At 72.1% G+C, this 20,155-nt stretch carries 19 protein-coding genes; 6 read left to right on the forward strand and 13 right to left on the reverse strand.

What is annotated here, in order from left to right; translation table 11 throughout:
* The first annotated feature begins 216 nt into the window (after positions 1 to 216).
* The gene (locus ACRAKJ_RS29900) at positions 217 to 603 is read left to right on the forward strand and encodes a hypothetical protein (protein ID WP_438920925.1); all 387 of its coding nucleotides are present in this window, start codon (positions 217 to 219) and stop codon (positions 601 to 603) included.
* 17 nt (positions 604 to 620) lie between these two features.
* Here ACRAKJ_RS29900 and ACRAKJ_RS29905 read toward each other — a convergent pair whose 3' ends face one another.
* Genes ACRAKJ_RS29905 through ACRAKJ_RS29925 form a run of 5 tightly spaced genes read right to left on the reverse strand, consistent with a single transcriptional unit; the run spans position 621 to position 5,492 of the window.
* Positions 621 to 1,322: a GntR family transcriptional regulator gene (locus ACRAKJ_RS29905; protein ID WP_438920924.1), complete on the reverse strand. Its 702-nt coding sequence runs from the start codon at positions 1,320 to 1,322 to the stop codon at positions 621 to 623.
* The gene (locus ACRAKJ_RS29910; RefSeq protein WP_438920923.1) at positions 1,319 to 2,086 is read right to left on the reverse strand and encodes a 3-oxoacyl-ACP reductase; all 768 of its coding nucleotides are present in this window, start codon (positions 2,084 to 2,086) and stop codon (positions 1,319 to 1,321) included. Before ACRAKJ_RS29910 ends, ACRAKJ_RS29905 begins: the two co-directional genes overlap by 4 nt.
* A 25-nt stretch (positions 2,087 to 2,111) precedes the next feature.
* Positions 2,112 to 3,470: an aldehyde dehydrogenase family protein gene (locus tag ACRAKJ_RS29915; RefSeq protein WP_438920922.1), complete on the reverse strand. Its 1,359-nt coding sequence runs from the start codon at positions 3,468 to 3,470 to the stop codon at positions 2,112 to 2,114.
* Positions 3,467 to 4,171, reverse strand: coding sequence for a gamma-glutamyl-gamma-aminobutyrate hydrolase family protein (locus tag ACRAKJ_RS29920; protein WP_438920921.1), 705 nt, complete (start codon positions 4,169 to 4,171; stop codon positions 3,467 to 3,469). Before ACRAKJ_RS29920 ends, ACRAKJ_RS29915 begins: the two co-directional genes overlap by 4 nt.
* The gene (locus ACRAKJ_RS29925; protein WP_438920920.1) at positions 4,152 to 5,492 is read right to left on the reverse strand and encodes a glutamine synthetase family protein; all 1,341 of its coding nucleotides are present in this window, start codon (positions 5,490 to 5,492) and stop codon (positions 4,152 to 4,154) included. The genes ACRAKJ_RS29920 and ACRAKJ_RS29925 overlap by 20 nt, the downstream gene beginning before the upstream one ends.
* A gap of 123 nt (positions 5,493 to 5,615) precedes the next feature.
* Between ACRAKJ_RS29925 and eat the strand changes: the two genes are divergently transcribed.
* The 5 genes from eat to ACRAKJ_RS29950 all read left to right on the forward strand — a co-directional run bounded on the left by eat (position 5,616) and on the right by ACRAKJ_RS29950 (position 11,583).
* Positions 5,616 to 7,034, forward strand: a complete 1,419-nt coding sequence (gene eat, locus ACRAKJ_RS29930) for an ethanolamine permease (protein WP_438920919.1) — start codon at positions 5,616 to 5,618, stop codon at positions 7,032 to 7,034.
* Between the two features lie 123 nt (positions 7,035 to 7,157).
* Positions 7,158 to 7,631, forward strand: a complete 474-nt coding sequence (locus ACRAKJ_RS29935) for a CAP domain-containing protein (RefSeq protein ID WP_438920918.1) — start codon at positions 7,158 to 7,160, stop codon at positions 7,629 to 7,631.
* Between the two features lie 140 nt (positions 7,632 to 7,771).
* Positions 7,772 to 8,635, forward strand: a complete 864-nt coding sequence (locus ACRAKJ_RS29940; protein ID WP_438920917.1) for a 3-hydroxybutyryl-CoA dehydrogenase — start codon at positions 7,772 to 7,774, stop codon at positions 8,633 to 8,635.
* Positions 8,636 to 9,176: 541 nt separating this feature from the next.
* Entirely contained in the window at positions 9,177 to 10,205 is a 1,029-nt protein-coding gene (locus ACRAKJ_RS29945; protein ID WP_438920916.1) for a tryptophan dimethylallyltransferase family protein, read from the forward strand.
* A 19-nt stretch (positions 10,206 to 10,224) separates the two neighbouring features.
* A complete protein-coding gene (locus ACRAKJ_RS29950) occupies positions 10,225 to 11,583 on the forward strand; it encodes a tryptophanase (protein WP_438920929.1) in 1,359 nt (452 codons plus the stop codon).
* 10 nt (positions 11,584 to 11,593) lie between these two features.
* On the opposite strand, the gene ACRAKJ_RS29955 is transcribed toward ACRAKJ_RS29950, so the two are convergent.
* The 8 genes from ACRAKJ_RS29955 to ACRAKJ_RS29990 all read right to left on the reverse strand — a co-directional run bounded on the left by ACRAKJ_RS29955 (position 11,594) and on the right by ACRAKJ_RS29990 (position 20,024).
* On the reverse strand, positions 11,594 to 12,421 hold the full coding sequence (locus ACRAKJ_RS29955; RefSeq protein ID WP_438920915.1) for a hypothetical protein: 828 nt from the start codon (positions 12,419 to 12,421) through the stop codon (positions 11,594 to 11,596).
* Between the two features lie 307 nt (positions 12,422 to 12,728).
* Positions 12,729 to 13,322 (reverse strand): ATP/GTP-binding protein, encoded by a 594-nt coding sequence (locus ACRAKJ_RS29960; protein WP_438920914.1) that lies wholly within the window; start codon positions 13,320 to 13,322, stop codon positions 12,729 to 12,731.
* Positions 13,303 to 13,674: a DUF742 domain-containing protein gene (locus ACRAKJ_RS29965; RefSeq protein WP_438920913.1), complete on the reverse strand. Its 372-nt coding sequence runs from the start codon at positions 13,672 to 13,674 to the stop codon at positions 13,303 to 13,305. Before ACRAKJ_RS29965 ends, ACRAKJ_RS29960 begins: the two co-directional genes overlap by 20 nt.
* Complete coding sequence (locus ACRAKJ_RS29970) at positions 13,674 to 14,111, reverse strand: roadblock/LC7 domain-containing protein (RefSeq protein WP_438920912.1); 438 nt, start codon at positions 14,109 to 14,111, stop codon at positions 13,674 to 13,676. Before ACRAKJ_RS29970 ends, ACRAKJ_RS29965 begins: the two co-directional genes overlap by 1 nt.
* A gap of 44 nt (positions 14,112 to 14,155) precedes the next feature.
* On the reverse strand, positions 14,156 to 16,618 hold the full coding sequence (locus ACRAKJ_RS29975; RefSeq protein ID WP_438920911.1) for a nitrate- and nitrite sensing domain-containing protein: 2,463 nt from the start codon (positions 16,616 to 16,618) through the stop codon (positions 14,156 to 14,158).
* Between the two features lie 215 nt (positions 16,619 to 16,833).
* Positions 16,834 to 17,760: an SMP-30/gluconolactonase/LRE family protein gene (locus ACRAKJ_RS29980; RefSeq protein ID WP_438920910.1), complete on the reverse strand. Its 927-nt coding sequence runs from the start codon at positions 17,758 to 17,760 to the stop codon at positions 16,834 to 16,836.
* A gap of 329 nt (positions 17,761 to 18,089) precedes the next feature.
* Positions 18,090 to 18,509 carry a hypothetical protein gene (locus tag ACRAKJ_RS29985; protein WP_438920909.1) on the reverse strand — a complete coding sequence of 140 codons (420 nt, stop codon included), beginning with the start codon at positions 18,507 to 18,509 and terminating at the stop codon, positions 18,090 to 18,092.
* A 21-nt stretch (positions 18,510 to 18,530) separates the two neighbouring features.
* Positions 18,531 to 20,024, reverse strand: a complete 1,494-nt coding sequence (locus tag ACRAKJ_RS29990; RefSeq protein WP_438920908.1) for a PucR family transcriptional regulator ligand-binding domain-containing protein — start codon at positions 20,022 to 20,024, stop codon at positions 18,531 to 18,533.
* Positions 20,025 to 20,155 lie beyond the last annotated feature (131 nt).

Consider the following 20,155-nt stretch of genomic DNA (forward strand, 5'->3'; position numbering starts at 1 on the left):
AGGGGTCCTGGAGGTTGGACTCTCGGGACCTGGGCGTTGGACTCTCGGGGCCTGGAGGTTGGACTCTCGGGGTGGGGCTTTGGCTGGTTGGTTACTTTGGGTTAGAAGTTGGTGACGTTGGGGAGTCTCAGGGGATCGACAGCGGTGGCACAGGGGTGGCACAGGTCGGTGACGGAGGCTGGGGCCACCACGCACGGAGAGAGCAGGGGGCCCGCCATGTCGGAACCGCAGCAACCCACCACACCGGGACAACAGCCCGTCACGCCGTCGGCACCCGCGGAGCCGGTCGAGGCCGCGGCGGAGCGGCCGACGGTCGAGCAGGCACGGGCCCTACCGGTCGCGCCGGTGCGCCGGGGGCGGGTGCGGGGGTTCGTCCGCCACCGCGCCACCCAGTTGGTCGCAGTCGGTCTGCTCGGCCTGGTCCTCGGGGGCGGGGCCGTGGCCCTCCTCGACCGCGACGGGCCGCGGGTCCGCGCCGGGGTCGACCGGCCCGGGCACTCGCGGTTCGACGACCGGGGCGACGGCAGGGGCGGCGACTGGAGGGGCGACCGGAGGGGTGGCGAGCGGGGTGAGCGGGGGCCCGGTCGCGGGGGCGAGCGCTGACCCGGACGGCCCTGCCGCTACGTCAGGAAGCCGCGCAGCAGCAGGGCCGTCCCGTCCAGGTGCTCGGCCATGGCCCTCCGCGCCGCCTCGGCGTCGCCGGCCAGGATCTGCGCCACGATCACCTCGTGCTGCTCGTTGGAGTGCGCGAGGTTGGGCGGCAGCAGCGGGATGCGGTCCAGCAGCTCGTTGACCCGCATCCGGACGTCCGCGACCGCCGCCGTGAGCGACGCCGACCCGGCCGCCTCCGCGATGGCCAGGTGCAGCCGCGAGTCCTTGCGCCGGTACTCCTCCAGCGGGGCGTCCCGGCACTCCGCCAGCCGCGACAGCAGGTCGCGCCGCTCCACGGCGCCCAGCGACCGCCCCGCCGCGCACTCCGCCGCGCCGCTCTCCAGCACCGACCGCAGCGTCACGGCGTCCAGCAGCTCACCCGCCGGCACCTGGCGCCCGGACGGCACGGCCGGCACGGACGCGGTGACGAACGTGCCGCCGTACCGCCCGCGCCGCGACTCGACGAACCCGGCGTCCTGCAACGACCGGATCGCCTCGCGCAGCGTCACCCGGCTCACGCCCAGCCGCTGCGCCAGCTCCCGCTCGGCGGGCAGCCGCTCCCCCGGCCCGACCGCGCCGAGCCGGATGGCCTGCATGAGCCGCTCCACGGTCTCCTCGAACGCGTTGCCCGCCCGCACGGGGCGGAACAACGCGTCCGCCAGCGGGGTCACAGCGGGGTCACGTAGGCACCGGCGATCCCGCCGTCCACGAGGAAGTTCGACGCGGTGACGAACGACGAGTCGTCGCTGGCCAGGAACGCCACCGCGGCGGCGATCTCCTCGGGTTCGGCGAACCGCCCGAGCGGCACGTGCACCAGCCGCCGCGCGGCCCGCTCCGGGTCCTTGGCGAACAGCTCGCGCAGCAGCGGCGTGTTCACCGGTCCGGGCGACAGGGCGTTGACGCGCACCCCCTGGCGGGCGAACTGCACGCCCAGCTCGCGGCTCATGGCGAGCACGCCGCCCTTGGACGCGGTGTAGGAGATCTGCGACGTGGCCGCGCCCATCGTGGCCACGAACGACGCGGTGTTGATCACCGATCCCCGGCCCTGCGCGAGCATGTGCGGGATGGCGTACTTGCAGCACAGGTACACCGAGGTGAGGTTCACCTTCTGCACCCGGTCCCACGCCTCGATGCCGGTGGTGAGGATCGAGTCGTCGTCGGGCGGCGAGATGCCCGCGTTGTTGAACGCGACGTCGAGCGAGCCCCAGGTGTCCACGGCGGTCTGGAACAGCGCCGCCACCTGCTCCTCGTCGGTCACGTCGACCTGCACGAACAGGCCGGACACCTCGTCGGCCGCCGCCTTGCCCGCGTCGCCGTCGACGTCGGCGACGACGACCCGCGCGCCCTCCGACGCGAGTCGCCGCGCCGAGGCCAGGCCGATCCCGCTGCCGCCGCCGGTGACGACGGCGACCCGGCCCTCAAGTCGCTGAACCATGTGCTCTCTCCCGCGGTCTCGGAGTTCAGTGCGCGATGAAGACGTTCTTGGTCTCGGTGAACGCGTCGAGGGCGTCCGGCCCCAGCTCGCGGCCCAGCCCGGACTGCTTGAACCCGCCGAACGGCGTCCAGTACCGCACGGACGAGTGAGAGTTCACGGAGAGGTTCCCGGCCTCGACGGCCCGCGACACGCGCAGCGCGCGGCCCACGTCCCGGGTCCAGATCGAGCCGGACAGCCCGAAGTCGCTGTCGTTGGCCAGCCGCACGGCGTCCTCCTCGTCGGTGAACGGCAGCACGGCCACGACGGGTCCGAACACCTCCTCGCGGACCACCGGGTCGGTGGGCGAGACCGGCGCGAGGACGGTCGGCGGGAACCAGAACCCCGGCCCGGACGGCGCGGTGCCGCGGAACGCGACGGGCGCGTCGGGCGGCACGTAGGAGGCGACCTTGTCGCGGTGCGCGGCGGAGATCAGCGGCCCCATCTCGGTGGCCTCGTCGCCGGGCGCGCCGACGACCACGCCGCGCACGGCGGGTTCGAGCAGCTCCATGAACCGGTCGTAGACCGACGCCTGCACGAGGATGCGCGACCGGGCGCAGCAGTCCTGGCCCGCGTTGTCGAACACCCCGTACGGCGCGGTCGCGGCGGCCCGCTCCAGGTCGGCGTCGTCGAAGACGATGTTCGCGGACTTGCCGCCCAGCTCCAGCGTGACCCGCTTGACGTGCTCGGCGCACCCGGCCATGACCTGCTTGCCGACCCGGGTGGAGCCGGTGAACACGACCTTGCGCACGGCGGGGTGCGTGACGAACCGCTGCCCCACGACCGGTCCCGAGCCCGGCAGCACCTGGAACACGTCCTCGGGGACGCCCGCGTCCCTGGCCAGCTCGGCCAGGCGCAGGGCGGTGAGCGGGGTCAGCTCGGCGGGTTTGAGCACGACGGTGTTCCCGGCGGCCAGCGCGGGCGCGAAGCCCCACCCGGCGATGGGCATCGGGAAGTTCCACGGCACGATCACGCCGACGACGCCCACCGGCTCCTGGAAGGTCACGTTCAGCCCGCCGGGCACCGGGATCTGCCTGCCGAACAGGCGTTCCGGCGCGGCCGAGTAGTAGTGCAGGACGTCGCGGACGTTGCCCGCCTCCCACCGCGCGTTGCCGATGGTGTGCCCGGAGTTGCGCACCTCCAGCGCGGCCAGCTCCTCGACCGCGCCGTCGACGGCCTCCGCGAAGCGGCGCAGCAGCCGGGCCCGGTCGCCCGGGGCCACGGCGCGCCACGCGGGCAGCGCCCGCGACGCCCGGTCGACGGCCTCGTCGGTCTCCTCCAGGGAGGTCAGGGGCACCGAGCGGACCACCTCCTCGGTGGCCGGGTCGATCACGTCGAACGCGGTCATGCCACTCCTCCGTCCCCGCACGCCGCCACCAGGGCGGCGAACAACCGGTCGTCCTCGCTGTCGGCCTCCGGGTGCGACTGCACGCCGAGCACGAACCGCGTGCCCGGCAGCTCCACGGCCTCCGCGGTGCCGTCGGGCGCGGTCGCGGTGATCCGCAGGCCGTCGCCGACGGCGTCCAGGGCCTGGTGGTGGTGGCAGTGGACGGTCGTGGCCGGGCCGACGACGCCGGAGAGCAGCGTGCCGGGCGCGACGGCGATGCCGGTGTGCTCGAACACGCCGGGCCCCGGGCTGTGGCCGTCGACGTGCTGCACCAGGGTGCCGCCGAGCGCGACGTTGAGCACCTGCATCCCCCGGCACACGGCCAGCAGCGGCAGGTCCAGCTTGAGCGCGGCGCGGGCGAGGGTCAGCTCGGCGGCGTCCCGCTCGGGGCGGGGCGGCCCGGTGCGCGGGTCGCGCGGTCGCCCGTACAGCGCCGGGTCGAGGTCCGCGCCGCCCGCCAGCACCAGGCCGTCGAGGAAGCCGATGGCGTCCGCGTCCCAGTGCCCGACGGGCGGCAGCAGCACGGGGTTGCCGCCCGCGCGCACCACCGAGTCGAGGTAGTCGCGGTGCAGGACGGCCGCCTCCACGTCCCAGACGCCGAACTTCGTCCGTTCGAGGTAGGTGCTGACGCCGATGAGCGGCCTACAGCCGTTCGAAGCCACGGATGCGCTCCCAGTCGGTCACGGCGGAGTCGAACGCGGCCAGCTCGACCCTGGCGGCGTTGAGGTAGTGGTCGACCACGTCCTGCCCGAACGCGTCGCGCGCGATCTCGCTGCGGGCCAGCAGGGACGCGGCGTCGCGCAGCGTGGTGGGCACGGTGGGGCGGTCGGAGGCGTAGGCGTTGCCGGTGAACTCCTCCTCCAGCGGCAGCTCGTTGTCCACGCCGTGCAGGCCGGCCGCGATCAGCGCGGCCACCGCGAGGTACGGGTTCACGTCGGCGCCCGGCACGCGGTTCTCGAACCGCAGCCCGTGGCCGCGGCCGACCACGCGCAGCGAGCACGTCCGGTTGTCCCGCCCCCACGCCACGGCGGTCGGCGCGAAGCTGCCGCGCGCGAACCGCTTGTAGGAGTTGATGTTCGGGGCGAGGAAGCAGGTCAGCTCGCGCAGGCCGGCGAGCTGGCCGGCCATGAAGTGCTCCATGAGCTTGGACATGCCCCGGCCCTCGGCGAACACCGGCTCGCCGTCGGCGTCGCGCAGGCTCAGGTGGATGTGGCAGGAGCTGCCCTCGCGCTCGTCGTACTTGGCCATGAACGTGAGCGACTTGCCGTGCTGCGCCGCGATCTCCTTGGCGCCGGTCTTGTAGATGCTGTGGTTGTCGCAGGTCGCCAGGGCCTCGGTGTAGCGGAACGCGATCTCGTGCTGGCCGGGGTTGCACTCGCCCTTGGCGGACTCCACGACCATGCCCGCGCCGGTCATGTGGTTGCGGATGGCGCGCAGCAGCGGCTCGATGCGCCCGGTGCCCAGCAGCGAGTAGTCCACGTTGTACTGGTTGGCCGGGACGAGGTCGCGGTAGCCGCTGTTCCAGGCTTCCTCGAAGGTGGTGTCGAAGACGATGAACTCCAGCTCGGTGCCCACGAACGCGGTCAGCCCGCGCTCGGCGAGCCGGTCGAGCTGCCTGCGGAGGATCTGCCGGGGCGAGACGGCGACGGGTTCGTCGTCCTCCGTCACGATGTCGCACATGACCAGGGCGGTGCCCTCGTGCCACGGCACGCGGCGCAGCGTGGACAGGTCGGGGCGCATGACGAGGTCGCCGTAGCCGCTGTCCCAGGAGGACGAGGCGTAGCCCTCGACGGTGTTCATCTCGACGTCCACGGCGAGCAGGTAGTCGCAGCCCTCGGCGGTGTGCTCCATCACCTCGTCGACGAAGTAGCGCGCGGCGCAGCGCTTGCCCTGGAGGCGGCCCTGCATGTCGACGACGGCGACCAGCACCGTGTCGATCTCGCCGCTGTCCACGAGCACGCGCAACTCCTCGACGGCAAGCATCGGCAGTACCTCCAAAGGTATGGCAGCGAACCATTGGACGCACCAATCTTGACACCATCGAGTGGCCCACGCCACCCTCAAATCCCCTTCAAAGGAACGCGACTGACCCATTAGGGAGCGTCGATGGCCAAGCACGTCGAATACGAGAAGGTGGGCAGCGACTACCTGGAGCAACGCCAGCTGAAGCGGGGCGCGGCGGGGTGGGTGCTGCTGGCGGGCCTGGGTGTCTCCTACGTCATCTCCGGCGACTTCGCCGGCTGGAACTTCGGCCTCGCCCAGGGCGGCTGGGGCGGGCTGCTCATCGCGACGGTCCTCATGGGCCTCATGTACGCGTGCATGGTGTTCGGCCTGGCGGAGATGGCCTCGGCGCTGCCCGTGGCGGGCGGCGGGTACGGCTTCGCGCGCCGCGCCCTCGGACCGCTCGGCGGGTTCGCCACCGGCGTGGCCGTCCTCATCGAGTACGCCATGGCGCCGGCGGCGATCGCGGTGTTCATCGGGGGGTACGTGGAGACGCTCGGGCTGTTCGGGCTCACCAGCTCGTGGCCGGTGTACCTGGCGTGCTTCGTGATCTTCATCGGCGTGCACCTCTACGGCGTGGGCGAGGCGCTGCGGCTGATGTTCGCCATCACCGGCGTCGCGGTCGTGGCGCTCGTCGTGTTCGTGGTGGGGATGATCCCGAAGTTCGAGCCGGCCAAGCTGTTCGACCTCGCCGAGGGCGACTCGTTCCTCCCGTTCGGCGTCACGGGCGTGCTGGCCGCGCTGGTGTTCGCGATCTGGTTCTTCCTCGGCGTCGAGGGCGTCCCGGTGGCCGCGGAGGAGGCGCGCGACCCGAAGCGGGACATGCCGCGCGGCATCATCGCGGCGATGGCCGTGCTGCTGGTGTTCGCCGCGGCCATCCTGGTGTTCGCGGCGGGCGGCGCCGGGTCGGAGGCGCTGAAGGCGTCGGACAACCCGCTGCCCGCGGCGGTGCGCGCGGCCTACGGCGGGGACAACCTCCTCGCCCAGGTCGTGAACTACGTCGGTCTGGCCGGCCTGGTGGCGAGCTTCTTCTCGCTGATCTTCGCCTACTCGCGGCAGCTGTTCGCGCTCTCGCGCGCCGGGTACCTGCCGCGCTGGCTGTCGCGCACCGGCAAGCGCAAGACGCCGTACCTGGCGCTGATCGTGCCCGGCGCGATCGGGTTCGCGCTGGCGGCGATCACCCGCGACGGCGCGGTGCTCATCAACATCGCGGTGTTCGGCGCGGCGCTGTCCTACGTGCTGATGATGGTGTCCCACATCGTGCTCCGGGTCCGCGAGCCCGACCTGGAGCGGCCGTACCGGACGCCGGGCGGCGCGGTCACCACGGGCGTGGCGCTGGTCTTGGCGGTGGCGGCGGTCGTGGCCACGTTCTTCGTCGACGAGGTGGCCGCCGGGATCACCGCGGGCATCGTCGTGGTGGCGCTGGCCTACTTCTGGTTCTACAGCCGGCACCACCTGGTGGCGTCCGCGCCGGAGGAGGAGTTCGCGGCCATCGCGCAGGCCGAGGAGGAGCTGAGGGACTGATCGGAGGTCGGGTGGCGGTTCCCCCCTCACCGCCACCCGACTCCACCCGAAGGTGGACTTTCGCTCACCGTCCGCGACGGGAACCCCCTGACCACGGGTGCCACCGGGTGAGGAGGTAGGGCCATGACCGCCAGGACGTTCGCCGCCGGTATCGCCGCCGCGGCACTGCTCTCGACCGCCGCCGTGACCACCGGCACGGCGACCGCGGCGCCGAGCTCCGAGGAGCAGGTGCTCTCGCTGACCAACGGCGAGCGGGCCGCGGTCGGCTGCCCCGCGCTGACCGCCAACGCGCAGCTGGGCGCGGCCGCGAAGCGGCACAACGACGAGATGGCGCGCACCGGCAACTTCAGCCACACCGGCGTGGACGGCAGCACGCCCGCGCAGCGCGTCACCGAGGCCGGCTACACCTACCGCACCACGGCGGAGAACATCGCGATGGGCCAGGGCACGGCCGAGGAGGTCGTGGGCTCGTGGATGGCCAGCGAGGGCCACCGCGCCAACATCCTGAACTGCGAGCTGCGCGACCTGGGCGTCGCGTTCACCACCGACGCGGGCGGGCGGACGTACTGGACGCAGGAGTTCGGCCTGCACCAGTGACGACGGGTCGGCGGCGCGGCGGGCCGGCGGCGCGGGCGGGCCGGCGGGTCGGCGGCGGACCTCCGTGAGCAGGGCGTCGAGGAACCGGCCCGCGGGGTGCGCCCCGTGCCCGCCCGCGGGCGCCCTGGCAGGATCGGGGCGTGAGTGACATTCAACGTGTTGGAGTGGTGGGCTCGGGCCTGATGGGGTCCGGCATCGCCGAGGTCTGCGCCCGCGCCGGCCTCGACGTGCTGGTCGCCGAGGTCAGCCCGGACGCCACGGAGGCCGCGCGCGGGCGGATCGCCTCGTCGCTCGGCCGGGGGGTGCGCAGCGGCAAGCTGTCCACCGAGGACCGGGACGCCGCACTGGAGCGCCTGCGGTTCACCACCGACCTCGCCGACTTCGCCGACCGGAACCTGGTCGTGGAGGCCGTCGCCGAGAACGAGCAGGTCAAGACCGAGATCTTCGCGACCGTGGACAAGGTGGTCGTCGACCGGGACGCGATCTTCGCGTCGAACACCTCGTCGATCCCGATCATGAAGCTGGGCATGGCGACCAGCCGGCCGGAGCAGGTCATCGGCGTGCACTTCTTCAACCCGGTGCCGGTGCTGAAGCTCGTGGAGCTGGTGCCGTCGCTGCTGACGGGCGAGCAGACGAAGGCCCGCGCCGAGGCGTTCGTGACCGGCGTCCTGCACAAGGAGGTCATCCGCTCGCAGGACCGGGCCGGGTTCGTGGTGAACGCCCTGCTGATCCCCTACCTGCTGTCGTCGATCCGGATGCTGGAGTCCGGGTTCGCCAGCGCGGAGGACATCGACAACGGCATGGTGCTGGGCTGCGCGCACCCGATGGGCCCGCTGCGCCTGGCCGACCTGATCGGCCTGGACACGACCAAGGCCATCGCCGAGTCGATGTACGAGGAGTTCAAGGAGCCGCTGTACTCCCCGCCGCCGCTGCTGCTGCGCATGGTGGACGCGGGCCTGCTGGGCAAGAAGAGCGGGCGCGGGTTCCACGTCTACGCGTCCTGACCCCCTCCGACGGGGCCGTCGATCCGCGGATCGGCGGCCCCGTCCGCGCACCGGGGGCCGTCCGCGCACCGGGGGCCGTCCGCGCACCGGGGGCCGTCCGCGCACCGGGGGCCGCCGTACCACACCGCGGTCGGCCGGGCGCGGCGGCGACTCGGGGAACAATTAACAGAAGTGTCTTGAATGGCCCGGGGCCAATCACGGTGAACGCTCGACCGTATCCCGCGCGGAACGGCCCACAAAATGCCACGATCTGTCATCGAAGATCGTCGGCGCATTGGTGCGAAAGACTGACGGCGGTCCAGTCAATAGGCCGTTCGGAGCAGTCTTGATTACCGTTCCCAACGGGCACCACCCTGATCGACAGCGACTGTGACGTGCCCTTAGAGTGCGCTACGTCACGCTACGGCCGCCTGGTGGACAAGATTGCTTCGCCTAGCGTAACTTTCGGTTCGCACCCCACGAGGAGAAGCCTGCCTTGGACCCTCAAAACGTTTCCGTACGCGATTTCACAGGCCGCCAGCTGAGCGCGATCCTGCATTCTGTGGGCATCACCGAAAACACCGTGAAGTCCGTCGGCCTGCTCGCGGACACCCTGGGTCCCGGCGGCCTCCGACCGCTTTCCGGCAGCCCGGCGTGGCCCTCCGACGTGGCCGACGACCACACCCCCGTCGAGTTCTCCACGGCCTTCGAGGCGGACGAGCCCCCGACCGTCCGCGCGATCGTCGAGACCAGCGCCACCAGGCCGTCCAGGTCGGCCAACGTCTCGGCCGCGCTCGACGCGCTCGACCGGGTCCGGCGCCGGGAGGACCTCGACACGACCCGCTTCGACGCCGTGCGCGACCTGTTCCTCCCCGAGCACCCGGAAAGCGATTTCGCGTTCTGGTACTCACTGGTGTTCCGCGCCGGCGAACAGCCCGCCGTGAAGGTGTACTTCAACCCTGAAGTACGTGGTGAGGACGCCGCCGAGGGATTGGTCCGGGAAGCTCTCGGGCGTACCGGTTTCGCCGCCGGTTTCCCGGTGCTGCGCGACCACGCGGTGACCCGGCCCGGGCTCGACAGGTATTCCTTCTTCGCCCTCGACCTGGTGGACCCGCGCCGGGCGCGCGTCAAGGTGTACGTGTCGCACCGGTCCGCGGGGGTAACCGAAGTCACGCGCGCCGCCAAAGCCGCGCACGGCGTGGATGTGGACAGGGTGCCCGATTTCTGCCTGCTCACCGGCGGCAGCACCGAGACGTTCGACGAGCGCCCGTTGATATCCAGCTACACGTTCCTCGACGGCGACGTCGGCGCACCCAGCGGTTATTCCCTGTACGTGCCGATCCGGGACTACGTCGCGGACGACGAGGAGGCGCGCAGGCGCGTGCTGCGGGTGATGGCGAAGTACGACCTGGACCCCACCCCGTTCGACAACGCCCTGCGCGCCGTCACCCGCCGCCGGCTCGACGAGGGCGTCGGCCTGATCGCGCACGTGTCGCTGCGCATGGGCAGGCCGCGCCCCGGCATCACCGTGTACCTGTCGTCCGAGGCGTACGGCGTCGCGTCCCCGCGCCCGGTCAGCCTCGCTGTCTAGGAGGCGAGCAGTGCCCATCATGGAGCCGTACCGCATCAAGGTCGTGGAGCCCATCCCGATCACCACGCGAGAGCACCGCGAGCGGGCGCTCGCCGCCGCCGGGTACAACCCGTTCAACCTCGCCGCCACCGACGTGACGATCGACCTGCTCAGCGACTCGGGCACCGGTGCCCTGTCGGCCGAGCAGCAGTCGGCCGGGATGCGCGGTGATGAGACCTACGCGGGCGCGCGCTCCTACTACCGGTTCCGCGAGGTGGTCGAGGACCTCACCGGCTACGCGCACCTGTGGCCCGTGCACCAGGGCCGCGCGGCCGAGCGGATCCTGTTCACCGCGCTGGTCAAGCCCGGCTCGGTCAGCGTGAGCAACACCCACTTCGACACGACGCGGGCGAACGTCGAGATCCTCGGCGGCCAGGCCCTCGACCTGCCGTGCCGGGCCGCCGGGGACCTCGACAGCGACGCGCCGTTCAAGGGCGACATCGACCTGGACGCGCTGGAGGCCGTGCTCTCCGGGCCGCGGGACGTCGCCCAGGTGCTGATGACCATCACCAACAACGGCGGCGGCGGCCAGCCGGTGTCGATGGCGAACCTCAAGGCCGCCGCGGCGCTCGCCCGGCGCCACGGCGTGCCGTTCATCCTCGACGCCGCGCGGTTCGCCGAGAACGCCTGGTTCGTCACCCAGCGGGAACCCGGCTACGCCGACCGCACGCCGCGCGAGGTGGCCCGGGAGGCGTTCCGGCTGGCCGACGGCTGCGTGGCGAGCCTGAAGAAGGACGCGATCGTCCACATCGGCGGGCTGCTCGCGGTGAACGACCCCGAGCTGGCGCAGAAGTGCGAGCTGCTGCTCATCGCCACCGAGGGGTTCCGCACCTACGGCGGTCTCTCCGGCCGCGACCTGGAGATGCTCGCCCAGGGCCTGCTGGAGGTCACCGAACCGTCGTACCTGCGGGCGCGGGCGGAGGCCACGGCGTACGTGGCGGACCTCGCCGCCGCCGCCGGCGTGGACAGCGTGCGCCCGACCGGCGTGCACGCCGTGTACCTCAACGCGGGCCGCCTGCTGCCCCACCTCCCGCCGGCGCGGTTCCCGGGGTTCGCCCTGGCGACCGAGCTGTACCTGGCGGGCGGCATCCGCTGCGCCGAACTGGGCTCCCTCTACCTGGGCGAGCTGGACGACGACGGCGCCCTGCTCAAGCCCGCGCCGTACGAGCTGGTCCGCCTGGCCATCCCGCGCCGCGTCTACACGCAGAGCCACCTGGAGTACGTCGGCGAGACCCTCGCCGAGATCGCGAAGGACCCGGGGCGGGTGCCCGGCTACCGCCTGACCTACGCCCCGCCCCTGCTGCGCCACTTCAACTGCCGCCTGGAACCCGTGACCTGAGCGGGGCCCGTCAGGCCGGCCGGACGCCGACCGCGCCGTGGACCGGCTGGACGCTGCCGTCCGGCCGGACCAGCACGGCGGCGTCGGGCAGCGGCGTCCCGGCGCGCTCCTCGCCGAGCGGACCGAGGGTGAACGAGGTCGGGATCGGGACGACGGGCGACCGCTCGTCCCACGCCTGGTCGAGGATCAGCAACGTCGGCGCGCCCCGCTCCCGCGCGGCGGCGAGCCGGTCGAGTTCCGGCCGCACGGCCGGGTCGAGGCTCCGCCGGACCTGGTCGGTGACGTCGGCCGTCGAACTCGCCGAGGTCGTGACGACGACGCGGCTGCCGTCCGGGAACCGCGCCGCCCCGGACACGTGGATCGACCCCTCCCCGTTCAGGGGCTGCGTGCCGGGGCCGAGCGCCAGGGCGTTGCGCACCGCCTCGGTCACCCGCTCCACGTAGTCGGCGGCCCAGCGCCGGGACTCCTCGTCGGAGGCGAGGTCGGGGAGCACGCAGTCGACCCGCACCGCGTACCCGCGCTCCCGGGCGAGCGGGTCGAGGCGCTCCGGTAAGTCGTCCCTGACGTACTGCTCGGTGGACACCTCGCGGGGCGCGTAGGTGATCGTGCTGACGCACGCCGCCCACACCTCGCCCGTCCCGCCCGCCTCGACCTCGATGAACGCGTCGACCGGGTCGGTGGCGGCGTCGGTTCCCGGGTCGGTGTCGCTGTCGCTGTCGCTGTCGCTGTCGCTGTCGGGGCGGTCGACCACGCGGAGCGTCAGCGTGAAGTCGGAGAGCTGCTCGCAGACCAGGTCGACGACCTGGTCCTCCCGTGCCTGTCCTGTCGTCGTCGGCATGAGCCGAAGGATGCTCCGGTCCCCGGCGGAACGCCACTCCACCGGGTGACACGAACCCCGGTTGACGCAGGTCGTCGCCGGTCGGTGCCGGCCGCGGTGAGCACGGGGAACCGGAATTGTCGGCCCCCGCCGGTAACGTCAAGAACAGGGGTCCCCCGGGCGGGGACCCCTGCGCAGCGTTCCGGCAGGCAGGCGGGTGGGCAGACAGGCAGGGGCAGGCGGGTCGGGCGGGTAGGTCGGGCCATCGCGCCCGTCGGACCGTCGCCGTTCGCCGGGCCTCCGCCGTTCGTCAGGCCATCGCCGTTCGTCAGGCCATCGCGTCGAGCCGGTCCATCGTGTGCTGGATGAGGCTGATCAGCACCGACTTCGACGACTCCCGGTCCCGCGCGTCGCACAGGACCAGCGGGATGGCGGCGTCCACGTCGAGGGCCTTGCGGACCTCTTCGACCTCGTAGTTGTGCGCACCCTCGAAGCAGTTCACGGCGATGATGAACGGGATGCCGCGCCGCTCGAAGAAGTCGATCGACGGGAAGCTGCTGTCCAGCCTCCGGGTGTCGACGAGGATCACCGCGCCGATCGCCCCGTACGCCAGCTCGTCCCACATGAACCAGAAGCGGTTCTGGCCGGGGGTGCCGAACAGGTACAGCACCACCTCCTGGCTGATGGTGATGCGACCGAAGTCCAGGGCGACCGTGGTGGTCTCCTTGTTCTCCAGCCCGACCACGTCATCGACGCCGACACCGGCCTCGGTGAGCAGCTCCTCGGTGTGCAGCGGGGGTATCTCGCTGACCGAGTTGACCATCGTCGTCTTGCCGGTGCCGAACCCCCCGGCGATGACGATCTTGACTGGGGTGGGGACCAGCAGTTCCCCACCCGGCCGCTCAGATTCCACGGACACCATCCAGCACAGCCTGCAGCAGGTTCCGGTCCGGCACTTGCGGGACTCGGGAGGGATCTCGGACCACGACGTCACCGCGCTGGATGAGGTCGCTCAACAGCACCTTGACGACCACCAGGGGCACGTCGAGGTAGGCGGCGACCTCGGCCACGGACAGCGGTCGCCGGCAGAGCTCCATGATCTCCAGGTGCTCGACCGACAACGCGTCCGGGTCGGACGGCGAGGGCATCGCGCGCACCTGGGTCACCAGGTGCAGTTCGGGCCGCAACGGGCGGGTGCGGCCGCGCACCATGGCGTACGGCCGGACGAGGGGACCGGCCGCCTCGTCGTACCACCAGTCCTCGCGGGGCGGCATCAGGAGGACCTTCGGGCGGTCGGCAGGCTCGCCGCGGCTGTGCCGCGCGGCGCCGACGACAGGTAGGTCCCGACCCGCTTGACCAGCATGTTCATCTCGTAGGCGATCATGCCCATGTCGGAGTCCTCTTCGCCCAGGACGGCCAGGCAGGCGCCGTGGCCGGCGGCGGTGACGAAGAGGTAGGCGTGCTCCATCTCGACGATGGTCTGCCGCACGGCACCACCGCCGAAGTGCCGGCCGGTGCCGCGGGCCAGGCTCTGGAACGCCGAGGCCATCGCCGACAGGTGGTCCGAGTCGTCCTTCGACAGTCCTGGTGAACGGCCCAGCAGCAGACCGTCCGCGGACAGGACCACGGCGTGGCGAGCTCCGACCACCCGGCTGACCAGGTCATCCAACAACCAGTTCAGCTCGTTGTGCTGGCTGCTCATGTCGTTCATCGGGTTGCCTTTCCGGTTTCCAGTCGTCCGGCCACTGCTGCTGGTCAGGGTTCGAGGTCGTCGCCGGAGGTCCGGCGGGCGTCGCGGGTGCCCCGTTGGAACGCCGACAGGCCCTTGCGGGCCTTCTCGGCGGACTGCTCGGGATCGACCTCGGTGAGCGGTTCGGGCGAAGGGTGGAAATCGTTGCGCACCAACTGGGGCGCCAGGTTCTGCTGACGGCGCCTTCGCGGCAGTTCGGGTCGGCCGCCGGGACCGGTGGTGCCGGCGGCCGGTTCGCCTTCGTTCACGGGCCACTCCTCGGGGGCCCGCTTGCGCTGCGGCAGTTCCAGCTCGCCGCTGCGCTGCGACAGGTCCAGGCTGCCGCTGCGCTGCGGCAGGTCGAGCCCGCCGCTCAGTCGCTCGACCTCTGGAAGGGGATCCGGGTCGGCCTTGGCGTTGGCGGCTGCCTCGGCCTGGGCCCAGAAGCCCTCCAGGTCTCGGGAGGTGTCGGGAAACCTGGCGTCTCGCACTGGGTCGTCGCCCTGCTCCGGGATCTCGTGGTAGGTGCGGCGCGGGAGCTGCCGCGTCTCGGCGGGTTCCGTCGCCGTGGTGGGTCCCGCGACGATCGCGGACGGGATCAGCACGAGCGCCAGCGTGCCGCCGTAGGGGGATTCGCGCAGCTCGACGTGGATGCCCCGGCGGGCGGCCAACCGGGCGACGACGAACAGGCCGAGGCGCGACTCGCCGCGCAGGCGCATCGCGTCGAACTCCGGCGGGTCGGCGAGCATCGCGTTGTGCTGCTCGCGGTCCTCCGGGTTGATGCCGAGGCCGTGGTCCTCGATCTCCACGACGATGCCCTGCGGCACCTCGCTCGCGTGGACCTGCACCTGGGAGCGCGGCGAGGAGAACGCGGTGGCGTTGTCGACCAGCTCGGCGACGAGGTGGATGGTGTCGGCGACGGCCGCGCCGACCAGCGCGGTGTCGGGGATCGGGTTGACCTTCACCCGCACGTACTGCTCGGTCTCGGCGACGGCGGCGCGCAGCACGTCCTGGAGGCGGACGGGCTTGCGCCACTGCCGGCCGGGCTGCTCGCCGGCGAGGATGATCAGGTTCTCGGCGTTGCGGCGGGCGCGGGTGGCGAGGTGGTCGAGCTGGAAGAGCGCGTCGAGCTGCTCGGGGTTCTCCTCCTCGCGCTCCAGCTTGTCGAGGATCTTGAGCTGGCGGTGCACGAGGCCCTGGTTGCGGTGGGCGATGTCGAGGAAGACCCGGTTGACGCCCTCGCGGGCCTGGCTCTCCTTCACGGCCGCGGCGACGGCGGTGTACTGGGCGGCGTTGAACGCGTCGGCCACCTGGCCGATCTCGTCGCTGCCGTAGTCGAGCGGCGGGACCTCGACCTCGACGTCGACGTGCTTGCCCTCGCGGAGCCGGTCGACGATGTCGGGCAGGCGCTCGTGGGCCAGGGCCAGCGAGTCCTTCTTCAGCGCCGCGAGGCGGGTGATCAGGGCGCGGTTGACCAGGCGGTTCGACGTGTGGATCGCGATCAGGATGCCGATGATCACCGCGAGCAGGGCGATGAGGGAGCCGACGAGCACGGTGCGGAACTTGCTCTCGCCGCGGGCCATGGTGATCTTGACGGCCTCGGACGCCTGCACGCTGACCAGCGCGGTCAGGTCGTCGGAGATGGGGCCGCTGAGGTTCTGCCAGTCCTGGAGCGAGCCCGCCTCGGTCGGGTCGTCGCCGTTCTGGATCAGCCTGTTCTCGAACTCGACCAGGCGCTTCCAGCGCTCGTCGTCGACCATGCCCTGGTACTGGCTGCGCACCAGGGAGTAGGGGGCGATCGAGTCGTAGGACGCGTGGTAGGCGCCGACCAGGCTCGCGAACTCGATGTGCTCCTCGGGGGTGAACTCGCCCGCGGCGAGCGCGCCCGAGGCGAGCGAGGTGGCGCGGGACATCCAGTCGGCGGCCTTGAAGTAGTCGGCCGCGGTGATGGCGTTCTGCACCGACTGGTGGTCGGGCACGATGCGGGCCTGCACGTTGAACAGCGCGTTGCCCGCGTCGAGGACGCTGTTGTAGTACGAGTAGACCTCGGTCTTGGAGGCGCGGTCGGCCTCCAGCGCGGACCGGCGCTGCGGCAGCTGGTCGAGCAGCGCGTTGAGGGCGTTGATCCGGTCGACGATCTCCTGCGGCGCGGAGGACGCGAGGTCCTCGAACGCGGCGCGCATCTCGGTGACCGCGCGGTCGGTGTCCTGCTGCTGGGCCTCCAGGTCGCTGGTGCCCCGGTCGGGCTGGCTGAGCGCCGTCATGCTCAGCTCGCGCTCCTTCTGGATCGCGGCGAAGGACTGGACGGCCGGGATCGAGGCGTCCTTGACGCCGGAGGCGACCGCGCGCAGGTAGAAGCCGTCGAAGACGGTGTAGGACGAGAACAGCGCCCACATGATGAGCAGGACGATGCTGGGGACGACGACGACACCCGTGAGCCGTGAACGGATGGTCTTGTAGTTCGTCTCCGTGGTGCTCTTCTGCTTCACAGCGCTCCGCAGCCTCGTCCTCGTTGGCAGGTCAGACGCAGCGCTAGGACCACTGCCTCTTCTTCACCCGATCGGCCACGGAACGGTAACACCGGAAGATCATTATTACGAAGAGACAGCGATCACTCGCGCGACGCGACGATGAGGTTACCCAGTCGAGTGATGCCGCGAACAGGGGGCCGATGTGAACTTCTCGACATCGACCCCCTCGACTTTCACGCCTTGGGAACGGAAACCGCGTCGTACGTCGTCGCGGGGGTGGGCGGCGTCGTGAAGCGGGCGTTCGGCAGGTACAGCCGGTGACCGAACGAGGCGACCGTGGTGGGCACGTCGAACCGCGGGTCGGTGATCTTGGTCACCAGCCTGCCGCTGGTCCCGTCCCTGGTGAGCGCGAACACCGCGATGGTGTTCAGCCTGTTCTGCACCACGTACAGGGTCCGGCCCTCGACGAGCAGGCCGTCACCGTTGGTCAGGACCTCGCCCCCGAGGTCGACCACCCGGGTCACCCCGGTCTTCTCGCTCACTTCGTGCAGTTGACCGGTGTTGCTCTGGACGATCAGCAGCGCTTTGCCGTCCGGGGTCTCCGCGATGCCGTTCGCGTTGTTCACGCCCGGCGTGAGCACGAAGTCACCGGTGAGCGGAATCGGGACGTGCGAGTCGGGCAACGCCCCGAACCGGCCAAAAGGGATCTTGTAGAGCACGGACTTGCGGGAGTCGGTGAAGTACGCGGCCTCGTCGGTGATCACCACGTCGTTCACGAACGTGTCGGTCTCGGCGAAGTCGTAGCTCTTGAGGACCTCTCCGGTTCTCGCGTCGACCACCCGGCCGTCACCGCCGGCGCCGCCGGCCACGAACAGCCTCTTGCGCCGGTCGACCTTCAGCCCGACCGAGGCCGTGCCGGGCCCCTGGCTGAACACCTCGCCCCGGCCGGTGCGGAGGTCGACCCGGAACAGGTCGCCGTCGGCGCGCGACCCGAAGTAGGCGGTGGGCGCGGAGCCGATCGCGATGCCCTCCGGCAGGAACCCGTCGGGCAGGGGGAACTCGGAGGGGAACCCGTGCGCGTGCGCTGCGGCGGCGGGCGCGGCGGCGACGAGGGAGACCCCCATCACCACGGCGGCCAGCGCGCCGAGTGTGCGAGACATGACCACTCCTAACGGTTGAGTCCGTCGCGGGAGTCTTCCGCGCCGGGACGCACCCGGAGAAGGGCCTACAGGAAACCGACAGGCCCACCCCTGCCGCGCAAGGCGGGGGTCAGGGGCCGAGATCGGGTAACGGAGGGGACGGGGAGGTCACCGGGGCGGAAACACGCCCACCGACGCCGACTCCACCGGAAGGGCGGAGGTCGGGACGGCGGGAGCGCCGACAGCGCTGATCGGCGGGGGCGCTGATCGGCGGGAGCGCTGATCGGCGGGAGCGCTGATCGGCGGGAGCGCTGATCGGCGGGAGCGGGTGGCGGTTCCCCTGCGGCCGGTTACTGCCGGTCGTGGAGGGCCTGGTCGTGGACGACCTGGTCGCGGTAGGCCTGGAAGTCGTGCCAGGTGCCGGGGTCGCCCTCGCGCAGCAGGTCGCCCTCCGACAGGTCCACCGGGCGGCAGCCGATGCCGCGGCCCAAACGGAAGATGGCGGCGTGCGCCTCGTCACCGCCGCCGCGCACGTGGAGCATGATCGCCTCGACCGGGTCGTCGTGGCCGATGTTGACCTCGATGCTCCAGCCCTCGCCGCGCAGCACGCCCCAGACGGGGTCGTGCAGGTCGATGCCGGGCTCGGCTCGGCGCAGGCCCTCGTGCACGGTGGCGAGCGGTCCGATCGGGGGCAGCCGCGCGTCGGTGGGCAGGTCGTCCACGGACCGCAGGTCCTCGGGCAGCGGGTACAGCATGACGTCCCAGCTCATCCGCGAAGTCTGCCAGGGGCGTCAGCCCGCCTGGAGGGCCAGGTAGAGGTCGACGCGTTCGGCGAAGTTCGACAGGTCCGCGCCGAGCAGGTCCTCGACGCGGCCCACCCGGTAGCGCAGGGTGTTCACGTGGACGTGCAGGAGGCCGGCGGCCGTGGTCCACGAGCCCGAGCAGTCGAGGAAGACGCGCAGGGTGCCCAGCAGGTCCGAGCCGTGCTCGTCGTCGTAGTCGATCACCGGGCCCAGCAGCCTGCGGCGCAGGGAGCCGCGCAGCTCCTCGGGGACGCCGGCCAGCAGCAGCTGGTGGAACGCGATCTCCTCGCCGGCGACGACCCGGGTCCGGCCGGTGCGCCGCTCCCCCAACCGCCGGGCGTGCGACGCCTCCTCCGCCGCGCCGCGCAGACCCGCGTGGCCCACCGGGGACGAGATGCCCACCAGCACGCGGGTGGTGCCCAGGCCGGGTTCGAGGGTGCGCAACGCCGTCCGCACGTCCTCCACCCACGGTCCGGCGGGGGCCAGCGCGTACACCTCGTCGCCGACCGCGGCGACCAGGAACCGGGGGGTCACGGCCGCCAGCACCTCGTCGAGCAGGGCGGCGGCGTACCCGGTCCCGGCCCGCTCGCCGCGACCGCCGGACGTCGAGGCGGCCACGACGCGCAGCGGGGCGTCCGGGTCCCAGCCGACGGCGGCGACGCGGGCGGCCAGATCCCCGCCGGCCAGCACCTGCCGCAGCAGCGGCCCGGCGGCGCGGTTCTCGATCTCCCGCCCCTGCACGACGCGGGCCCGCTCCACGCCGACCAGGCCGGCCAGCTCGGCGGCGACCTCGTCCCGGGCGCGGTCGCCGGGGACGACGAGGACCCACGACGCCGGCCTCGGTCCGCCGCGCACCGGCACCGGCAGCAGGGTCACCCCGCGCACCACGCGCGGGAGCCGGTCGGCCAGCAGGAACTCGCGGACCAGGGCGGCCGGGTCGTCCGGCGCCGGCCCGGCGACGACGCGACCGGTGCACGAGAGGACCGAGCACGGCACGCCCAGCTCGGCCGCGCCCGCGGCGACCAGCTCCGCCAGGTCCCCGCCCCCGGTGACCACGGTCAGCAGCCGCCGGTGGCGGCCCAGCTGGACGCCCGCCGCGCCGACCCGTTCGGCGGCCAGCTCCAGCACGACCCGCTCGGTGATGGTCGCGAAGGACAGGTCGACGGGCACCTCCAGCAGCGGCACGCCGTGCCGTTCGCACGCCTCCACCAGCGCCGCCGGCAACGCGCCCGCCTGGGGCGGGCTGGCCGCCAGCGCCGCCACCCCCGAGGCGGCCAACGACGCCACGAACGTCTCGCAGTCGGCGTCCACCCGGTGCCACAGGAGGCCGGACAGCACCAGCTCGCCCCCGGACAGGTACCGGGCCGGATCGGGCAGCTCGGTGCCGTAGAGCCTGGTCACGGGCCGGTCGAGCAGGTCGGCGCCGCTGACCGGGCGCAGGCGCAGCTCGGCCATCCCCACGAGGCTGCGGAGCAGCAACACGCACGCCTCCCCGTTGTCATCTCCGGTGCTTACCTTCGTCCGATCGTGTTTGTAGGAAAGCACAAATCCACTCCGGGGAGGAGGCTGGGATTCATGCGCCACCGCCGTAGCTGACCACCCCCACCGGTCTG

It is taken from the genome of Saccharothrix sp. DSM 118769 (genome assembly GCF_052936295.1).